Origin of the sequence: Pseudoalteromonas sp. S8-8 (assembly GCF_000497875.1) — a bacterium.
GTDB lineage: Bacteria > Pseudomonadota > Gammaproteobacteria > Enterobacterales > Alteromonadaceae > Pseudoalteromonas > Pseudoalteromonas arctica.
The window spans coordinates 90,116-96,145 of the sequence record NZ_AUTR01000009.1 but is presented as its reverse complement, the minus strand read 5'-3'; the positions used below and the strand labels follow the sequence as shown (position 1 = coordinate 96,145).

Below are 6,030 nucleotides of genomic sequence, written 5' to 3'. Positions count from 1 at the left end.
GATATATTCGCCACTCCTGACTCTTTATCTACATTTCAGAAACATATCCCTCTTGAGTGGATTTCTAATGTGCTCGAGCAGACCGATAAAGCAAGTATTCGCAAACGTAAGTTACCTGCTGAGCTTGTCGTCTGGCTTATCATTGCAATGGGTCTTTTTCGCGACCGCTCTATTAGTGACGTTGTTGAGAAGTTAGATTTAACACTCACTGATACCCTGGGCGATACGGTTGCTCCAAGTGCTATTCCTCAAGCGAGACAGCGCCTGAGTAGCGACCCCCTCCAAGCCTTATTTCACCTATGTGCAGCCCGTTGGACACAAGAAGAAGATGCTGATGATACGTGGTATGGACTCCGGTTATTTTCTGTTGATGGAACGCAATTTCGTGCACCTGATACACCTGCTCTTGCTGAGCACTTTCACTATATTAAGCACAGTAAAAACCGTCATACAGAATATCCTATTGTACGCCTATGCGCCTTAAGCTCCTTGCGTAGCCGGTTGATACACCACGTTGCCTTCGGGCCCAGTTATCAAGGTGAGGTGAACTACGCAAAGCAGTTATTTGGTCATGTAAGTGATAACAGTCTAACTATTTTTGACCGATGTTATCTCAGCGCTGAGCTACTGATTAATTGGCGTAAGCAACACCCACAGTCGCACTGGATGGTCCCGATTAAAAGCAACACGCAATACACCGTCATTGAATCTTACTCTGAGCATGACTTCAAAGTAGAGATGAGTGTATCTGCGCATGCCAGAAAACAAGACCCTTCGCTTCCTGAGTGCTGGCAGGCCAGACTGGTTCTTTATCCTGAGCCAATGGGGCCTGGAAAAATAAAAGGTCTGCTGTGCTCTTTGGATGATAAACAGGCTTTTGGTGCACAGGCCATTCTTGATGTCTATTTCGAGCGCTGGGAAATTGAAAATAGCTATGGAGAAATAAAACACCAGATGCTTGAGGATAGTATTCTTTTGCGTAGTCAGACTGTGGATGGAGTCAATCAAGAGCTATGGGGTATATTGCTAGCCTACAATTTAATTCGAGTAGAGATAAGTCGAATAGCCAAAGAGGCTAAAGTCTCCCCGCTGAGAATTAGTTTTGTCATGGCTTTGCGGGATATACAGGATGAAATACTCTGGTGTGCCATCGCTTCGCCAGGTTCAATTCCAAAGAAATTAAGGGCAATGCGAGAACGAGTGAAACGTTATATTCTTCCAGAAAAAAGAAAACGGCCCAAAAGTAGGACCGTTCGAATTTCAAAAACTCGGTACACCATTAAGTCAAAGCATGCTTAACTGAATGGTGTTAGCTCTTGGGCGGCTTTTAATAAAAACACAGGTGTTTCTATTTTAGGTTAACATGTAAAACAATCCCTTCTTCCTACTCCATTTTATTAAATCCAATAAAGGACATATGTCCTTAATATTGGGATTTTGCATCTAAATAGTGATAAAAACACGTGGTTTTGTAGTTAAATGTTGCAAAAAAGTTTCTAATTATGTCTATATTTATGCAGTAAAATTGTCACACAATGGTATAATCTTAATCGTTCGTTCAGCCTTATAACATCGTTTTTGTACTCTCGGTAATAAGGTCCGCGCGCATGACGCAAGTCGCGAAAAATTGAACGAGCCCGCAATGAATACATTGCGCAACACAAAAAACCGTTGAACAAGAGTGCACAAAAAAGGTTAAACCCAACATGAAAGCAATGAAAAGATCTACGTTAGCTACCCTAATCAATGCAACGTTGTTCTCTGCAGTAGCAGGTACTTCATTTTCTTCTTTAGCTGCTGAAGAAAAAACAGCTAAAAAAAGTAATCAACTAGAAGTTATTCAAGTAACAGCTCGTAAACGTGTAGAAAACGCTCAAGAAGTACCAGTAGCAGTATCTGCTCTACAAGGTGATAACCTTGATGCGTATAGCTCAGCTGGTATGGATATTCGTTTTTTAAATGCGAAAATTCCAAGTTTATCTATTGAATCTTCATTTGGTCGTTCATTCCCACGCTTTTACGTTCGTGGTTTAGGTAATACCGATTTCGATTTGAATGCATCACAACCAGTATCACTTGTTGTTGATGAAGTCGTTCAAGAAAATGCAATTTTAAAAGGCTTCCCAGTATTTGATGTTGAGCGCGTAGAAGTATTACGTGGACCACAGGGAACTTTATTTGGACGTAACACGCCGGCTGGCCTTGTTAAGTTTGATACTGTTAAACCAAGTCAAGAGTTTGATGGTTATGGCTCTGTTTCATACGGTAGCCGTGGCGCTGTAGACACAAGTGGTGCTGTAGGTGGTGCTTTAACTGACCGTTTATCTGCTCGTGTTTCATTATTATGGCAAGATAAAGACGATTACATTGATAACCAAGCTCCAGGCTTTGAAGCTAAAGACGAGCAAGGTGGTTACACTGAAAAAGCGGCACGTGTTCAGTTTTTATATGAAGGCGATGATTTTACTGCTTTATTAAACTATCACACACGTGATTTAGATGGCTCGCCAATTGCCTTTCGTGCAAATGTAATTAAAACGGGTACTAACGAGCTAGTAGATAATTACGAAAGTGATGTTGTTTATCAAGATGCAGCATCTCGTTCTACTCAACAAGTAGAATCTGAAGGTGCAAGCTTAAAGCTTGAGTGGGAACTTAAAAATCACACAATCACTTCAATTTCTGCATGGGAAAGTGCTGAAATATATTCTCGCGCTGACATCGACGGCGGTTACGGTGCTTCTTATATTCCAGATTTCATGGGGCCTGGTTTTATCCCTTTCTCTTCAGAAAGTGCTGATGGCATTCCAGATCACGACCAGTTGACGCAAGAGCTACGTTTATCTAGTAACTTTGATGGTGACTTAAATTATCAAGTAGGTGTATTTTACTTTGATGAAGAGCTAACGATTGAAAACTTCAGCTACGATACATTCTCAACACCTAATGCAGGTGCTTTAAATGGCTATGTTCGTCAACAGCAAGATACTACAGCTTGGGCTGTATTTGGTTCTGTAGATTATACTTTTTCAGATGATTTAAAAGTAACAGCGGGCCTTCGTTATTCTGATGATGATAAAGATTTTGTAGCTGATCGTACACTTAGCCCAATTGGTGGCGGTGCATTACTTGTAGAGCGTGATGTTAGTGACGACCATGTTAGCTGGGATTTATCTGCAAACTATAAAGTAAACGACGATGTTAACTGGTACGGCCGTGTAGCAAATAGCTTCCGCGCACCTAGTTTACAAGGTCGTATTTTGTTTGGTGATGACGTAACAACAGCTGAGTCAGAAACGGTAACATCGTACGAGACAGGTATTAAATCAGACGTGCTAGACGGCCAAGGCCGTGTAAATGCTACTGTGTTTTACTACACGATGGACGACCAACAGCTTACTGCTGTAGGCGGTGGTGCTAACTTTAACCGTTTAGTTAATGCTGATAAAACGACTGGCTATGGTTTTGAGTTAGACTCGCAGTGGGTATTAAGCGATGAGTTTAATGCAACGTTTAACTTAAGCTACAATAAAACAGAAATTAAAGATAACGATTTAGCTGTCGCTGTTTGTGCTCAATGTACTGTAACTGACCCAATTAATGGTTCTGGTCTTGCTGTACTTGATGGTAATAGCTTACCGCATGCTCCTGAGTGGATCTCTAACTTTACGCTTCGCTACACTAAAGAACTTGCCGATGGTAACTTCTTCGCAAGCGGTGATATTTCTTATCGCAGTAAAATCAATATGTTCCTTTACGAATCAGTAGAGTTTGAAGGTAAAGAGCTTATTGAAACAGGTCTTCGTACAGGTTACACATGGTCTGAAGGCGATTACGAATACGAAGTTGCTGCATTTGTTCGTAACTTATTTGACGAACAACAAGTTATTGGTGCTGTAGACTTCAATAACAATACAGGTATTGTTAACGAAGAGCGTTATGTTGGTGCTGAATTTAAAGTTAACTTCTTCTAGAGATAACCTTAAATTATATTAATTTTTAAAAGCCTGCCTTGTGCAGGCTTTTATGTTTTTATAAAGCTGGTAAAGTAGCGTTAATTAATTTAAAGAGATAAAAAGATGGCTGGATTTTGGAATTACCGTGTAATTTTTTGTGAAGCAACAAAAGACGAAGCAGCGCAATATCAAATACATGAAGTAGAATATAACCTAAATGGTAAAGTAACTAACTGGTCAGAAACTGGCGCAGCCCCTTTTGGAACAACCTTAGATGAGTTAAAAGATGACTCTGAGCGTTTAAAAACTGCATTTGATAAACCAGTACTTAAAGTTGTACGTAAAACGCGTGGCTACGAGCTTGTTGATGTTGAAACGGGTGAAGAAGCAACGGGTGAAGAAGCAACGGGTGAGCCGCCAGCAGGCTTAACGCAATAACTGTATTTATATAAAAGGTGCTTAAGGCGCCTTTTTTTATTGTCAAAATTTAGCTCAAGTTAAATAAGGAATGAGGATGACATTAGAAGCAGTATTATTTGATATGGATGGCACATTAGTTGATTCAGAAAGCATGCACTTTGTATGTTGGAGTAAACTACTTAAGCCTTATGGTGTTAGTTATTTAGAAAGTGATTTTTGTCAGCGCTTTTCAGGACGACCCACTTTAGAAGCTGCAATAGAGATTAAGCAAGAGCATAACTTATCAGTAAGCGCACAGTTTTTAGCGGATGAAAAATACCGTTTATTTGGCGAATATGTAATAACACATTTACCACCACTAATGCCGTTTACTGAGCAAACGTTGAAAGCTGTAAAAGCGAGTGGCTTAAAAATGGCGCTAGTAACGGGCAGTGCTAAAAGTGAAGCTATGCCAATACTTAAAGGTTTAGGATTTTATGAGCTGTTTGACACGGTGGTAACAAAAGACGATGTAACTAATCCTAAACCTGCTGGAGACCCATATTTACTGGCACTTAAGCAGATAAATATACAGGCAGGCAATGCAATAGCCGTTGAGGATACATTTACCGGCGTTACGGCGGCCAACAATGCTTTGTTACGTGTTGTAGCCATTGCCAATAGCCATACTAAAGATCACGATTTTAGCCTAGCTACTTATAAAATGAGTAACTTAGATGAGTTTTGGCAATGGGTGCAATCTCAACTATAGTTTAAGCCAACTTTTACTTGCTTGGATGCGCCAATGTTTACTATTAAACACCTGCTTTTAATTGTTATTGTACTTTTTACGCAATGCATAAGTGCAGCACAACCGTCTGTTTTACTGGCTAAAGTATATGACGAAACTAAGCATTATGATGTAAGTAAATATTTAGTCAGTGAAAAATATGATGGCGTAAGAGCTATCTGGACCGGCACGCAGTTTGTCACTCGTAAGGGTAATATTATCAATGCGCCAAGTTGGTTTACAGCGCCATTGCCAAATGTATGGCTTGATGGTGAGCTGTGGACTAAACGTGAGCACTTTTCTGCGCTTAGTGGCATAGTCAGAACTAAAAAACCTAATAATCATGATTGGCAAACTATTACTTATAAAGTATTTGATATTCCAGATAAAAATCTGCCTTTTAGCACTCGCTATAAAAACTATAATGAGCTTATTACTAGCCTAAACTCGCCGCACATTAGTGCTGTAGTTCAATATAGCTTTACAAATAATGAGCAGCTTACAGAGTATTTTGAGAACATAACTAAGCAGGGCGGCGAGGGCGTAATGCTTCATTTGGCCAGCGCGAAGCACAGCAATGGAAGAAGTAATGCATTACTAAAATTAAAACCTTATTTAGATGCAGAAGCGGTTGTAATTGCGCACTTACCAGGCAAAGGTAAATATCAAGGTATGTTAGGGGCATTAAGGGTAAAAACAGCGCAGGGGCAGGTATTCTCTATTGGTACTGGGTTTAATGATGCACAGCGCTCCATTCCACCGGAGATTGGTAGTACTGTAACGTACCGATTTCATGGCTTTACAAAAAATGGGTTACCGCGTTTTGCCAGTTTTTTACGGGTCAGAGATAGTTTATAACATTTATAAATTTTACAAAGTGTGCTA

5 protein-coding genes are annotated in these 6,030 nt (G+C 40.1%); all 5 read left to right on the top strand.

The genetic code is table 11. From position 1 onward, the window contains the following. The first annotated feature begins 3 nt into the window (after window positions 1–3). The 5 genes from L659_RS0102155 (at window position 4) to L659_RS0102135 (ending at window position 6,003) form a co-directional block, all read left to right on the top strand. Window positions 4–1,299: an IS4 family transposase gene (locus tag L659_RS0102155; protein WP_032826755.1), complete on the top strand. Its 1,296-nt coding sequence runs from the start codon at window positions 4–6 to the stop codon at window positions 1,297–1,299. Between the two features lie 407 nt (window positions 1,300–1,706). Further along, a complete protein-coding gene (locus tag L659_RS0102150) occupies window positions 1,707–3,974 on the top strand; it encodes a TonB-dependent receptor (RefSeq protein ID WP_024589450.1) in 2,268 nt (755 codons plus the stop codon). Between the two features lie 105 nt (window positions 3,975–4,079). Continuing rightward, entirely contained in the window at window positions 4,080–4,394 is a 315-nt protein-coding gene (locus tag L659_RS0102145; RefSeq protein ID WP_024589449.1) for a hypothetical protein, read from the top strand. Between the two features lie 76 nt (window positions 4,395–4,470). Next, on the top strand, window positions 4,471–5,127 hold the full coding sequence (locus L659_RS0102140) for an HAD family hydrolase (protein ID WP_024589448.1): 657 nt from the start codon (window positions 4,471–4,473) through the stop codon (window positions 5,125–5,127). 33 nt (window positions 5,128–5,160) lie between these two features. Further along, the gene (locus tag L659_RS0102135; RefSeq protein WP_024589447.1) at window positions 5,161–6,003 is read left to right on the top strand and encodes a DNA ligase; all 843 of its coding nucleotides are present in this window, start codon (window positions 5,161–5,163) and stop codon (window positions 6,001–6,003) included. Window positions 6,004–6,030: the final 27 nt, after the last annotated feature.

Excerpts from the sequence above, each read along its gene's own strand:
- L659_RS0102150 (WP_024589450.1), top strand. The coding sequence starts at position 1,707 with ATGAAAGCAATGAAAAGATCTACGTTAGCTACCCTAATCAATGCAACG.
- L659_RS0102145 (WP_024589449.1), top strand. The coding sequence starts at position 4,080 with ATGGCTGGATTTTGGAATTACCGTGTAATTTTTTGTGAAGCAACAAAA.
- L659_RS0102140 (WP_024589448.1), top strand. The coding sequence starts at position 4,471 with ATGACATTAGAAGCAGTATTATTTGATATGGATGGCACATTAGTTGAT.
- L659_RS0102135 (WP_024589447.1), top strand. The coding sequence starts at position 5,161 with ATGTTTACTATTAAACACCTGCTTTTAATTGTTATTGTACTTTTTACG.